Annotated in this window: 3 protein-coding genes; 2 read left to right on the top strand and 1 reads right to left on the bottom strand. The window is 70.1% G+C overall.

What is annotated here, in order from left to right; translation table 11 throughout:
- Positions 1 to 887, bottom strand: an 887-nt coding sequence (locus AC1D15_RS25765; protein ID WP_477828230.1) for a LysR family transcriptional regulator, incomplete at its 3' end; no start/stop codon positions are given.
- A 118-nt stretch (positions 888 to 1005) separates the two neighbouring features.
- Between AC1D15_RS25765 and AC1D15_RS25760 the strand changes: the two genes are divergently transcribed.
- Both AC1D15_RS25760 and AC1D15_RS25755 read left to right on the top strand, forming a co-directional pair.
- The gene (locus AC1D15_RS25760) at positions 1006 to 1743 is read left to right on the top strand and encodes a glucose 1-dehydrogenase (protein ID WP_047502639.1); all 738 of its coding nucleotides are present in this window, start codon (positions 1006 to 1008) and stop codon (positions 1741 to 1743) included.
- 111 nt (positions 1744 to 1854) lie between these two features.
- On the top strand, positions 1855 to 2706 hold an 852-nt coding region (locus AC1D15_RS25755), incomplete at its 3' end, for an SDR family oxidoreductase (RefSeq protein WP_477828229.1).

The raw sequence follows: 2706 nt of genomic DNA, 5'->3' as shown, positions 1-2706 counted from the left end.
GCCTGCATCCGCGCGCTGACCCAGTCGACGAACACCCGCACCCGCGGCGACAGCTGCCGGCTGTGCGGGTACAGCAGCGAGACCGGCATCGGCGCCGGGCACCACGGCGCCAGCACCTCCTGCAGGCGCCCGTCGGCCACCTCGGCCTCCACGTGGTAGCGCGGGATCTGGATCAAGCCCTGCCCGGCCAGGCAACAGGCCAGATAGGCGTCGGCATGGCGCACCGAGAGGCTGCCCTTCATCAACACCACCTGCGGCTGCCCGTCGACGATGAAGTCGAAGGGCGCGCGCCGGCCGGTCGCGCTTGACAGAAAGTTCACCGCGCGGTGCCGCGGCAGGTCGTCGAGTGATGCGGGCACACCGTACTTCGCCAGATAGGCCGGGCTCGCGCAGGTGAGCTGCGGCTGGTCGGCCACGTGCCGCAACACCATCGACGAATCGCGCGGGCTGCCGGCGCGCAGCACGCAATCCACCCCCTCGCGCACCAGGTCGACCAGCCGGTCGCCCATGCCGATCTCGAGCTCGATGTCCGGATAGCGGCTGCAGAACTCGCCCAGGTGCGGCAGCAGGAAGTGGCGGGCCAGCGTCTCCTGCAGGTCGACCCGCAGCTTGCCCTTCGGGCTGGCCGCCGACTGCCCGAAGGCCGATTCCGTCTCGTCGAGATCGGCCAGCAGCCGCACGCAGCGCTGGTGGTAGGCCTCGCCGTCGGGCGTGGGCTTCACCTGGCGCGTCGTGCGCTGCAGCAGCCGCGTGCCCAGGCGCTTCTCGAGCTGCTGGATCGCATGGGTGGCGGTCGCGCGCGGCAGGTCGAGGTCTTCGGCGCCCTTCGTGAAGCTGCCCAGTTCGACGATGCGCACGAACAGCTGCATGGTCTGGAAACGGTCCATCCGGGGCGCTCGTTTGTTGGTGTTGGTTGAACAGTGATGTCAATTCTTGCTCATTTATTGATTTGCATCGAGCAACCAGAATTCACTTCATCGCCACACCACTCCCAAGGAGCTCACCATGACCCAGCAAGTTGCCATCGTCACCGGCGCATCCCGCGGCATCGGCGCCACCGTGGCCCGCCGCCTCGCAGCCGACGGTTTTGCCGTCGTCGTCAACTACGCCGGCAGCGCCGCCGCGGCCGCCGAGGTGGTCGCCGAGATCGCCACCGCCGGCGGGCAGGCCACCGCGGTGCAGGCCGACGTGTCCGATCCCGCCGCCGCCCGCACGCTGTTCGACGCGGCGGTCCGCGCCTACGGCCGCGTCGACGTGCTGGTGAACAACGCCGGCGTGATGCCGGCGAACATGCCGGCGCTCGTCGACACCGACGACGCCACCTTCGACCGCCTGTTCGACATCAACGTCAAGGGCAGCTTCAACACGATGCGCGAGGCCGTGAAGCGGCTGCAGGCCGGGGGGCGCATCGTCAACTTCTCGAGCACCGTGGTCGGGCTCGCGACGCCGGGGTACACGGCCTATGCGGCCAGCAAGGCGGCGATCGAGACGATCACCAACATCCTCGCGAAGGAGCTGCGCGGCCGCCAGATCACCGTCAACGCCGTCGCGCCGGGGCCGACCGCGACCGACCTGTTCCTGAACGGCAAGAGCCCCGAGCTGATCGAGCGGCTCGCGAAGGCCGCGCCGCTGGAGCGGCTGGGGACGCCGGAGGACATCGCGGGCGTCGTGTCGTTCCTGGTCGGCCCGGACAGTGCCTGGGTCAACGGACAAACCCTCCGCGCCAACGGYGGCATTGTTTGACCCACCCCCGAGGCGCTGCGCGCCTCCCCCTCAAGGGGGCGCCACCAGTGGCCCGGCAAAGCCGGTTCCACGGTGCCCACTTGATCGTCCTTACCTGATCTGGAGAGTCTCATGAACAAAGTAATCGTCATCACCGGTGCGTCGAGCGGTTTCGGCGCCCTCACCGCCCGCGCGCTGGCCGACGCCGGCCACACCGTCTATGCCGGCATGCGGGCCATCGCGACCCGCAACGCGAACGCGGCGCAAGAGGCCGCGGCCTACGCGGCCGACCACCGCGTCGATCTGCGCGCCATCGAGCTCGACGTCGGCTCGCAGGACTCGGTGGACCGCACCGTCGCGCAGATCATCGAGACGCACCAGCGCCTGGACGTGGTGGTGCACAACGCCGGCCACATGGTGCTCGGCCCGAGCGAGGCCTTCACGCCCGAGCAGGTGGCCGAGCTGTTCGACGTCAACACGCTGGGCACGCAGCGCCTGAACCGCGCCGCGCTGCCGCAGCTGCGACGGCAAGGGCACGGGCTGGTCGTGTGGGTGTCGAGCTCCAGCGTCAAGGGCGGCACGCCGCCCTACCTCGGCCCGTACTTCGCGGCCAAGGCGGCAATGGATTCGCTCGCGGTCAGCTATGCCGGCGAGCTGGCACGCTTCGGCGTCGAGACGACGATCGTCGTGCCGGGTGCGTTCACGTCGGGCACGAACCACTTCCAGAACGCCGGGCATCCGGCAGACACCGACGTGGCGAAGGCCTACGACGCGCACTACGCCGGCCTGCCGCAGCAGGTGGGCGCAGCCCTCGCGAAGCTGGAGCCGGCCGATGCCGACGTGGCCGAGGTCGCGCGGGCCATCGTCGCGGCGGTCGATGCGCCGTACGGCCAGCGGCCGTACCGCGTGCACATCGACCCGAGCGACGACGGCTCGGCAATCGTCAGCGGCGTCGCCGACCGGATGCGCGCCCAGTTGCTCGAG

Source organism: Rhizobacter sp. P2_H2 (assembly GCF_056403375.1).
Note: the sequence above shows the minus strand (reverse complement) of the source record. Positions and strands in the feature narration are given on the sequence as shown.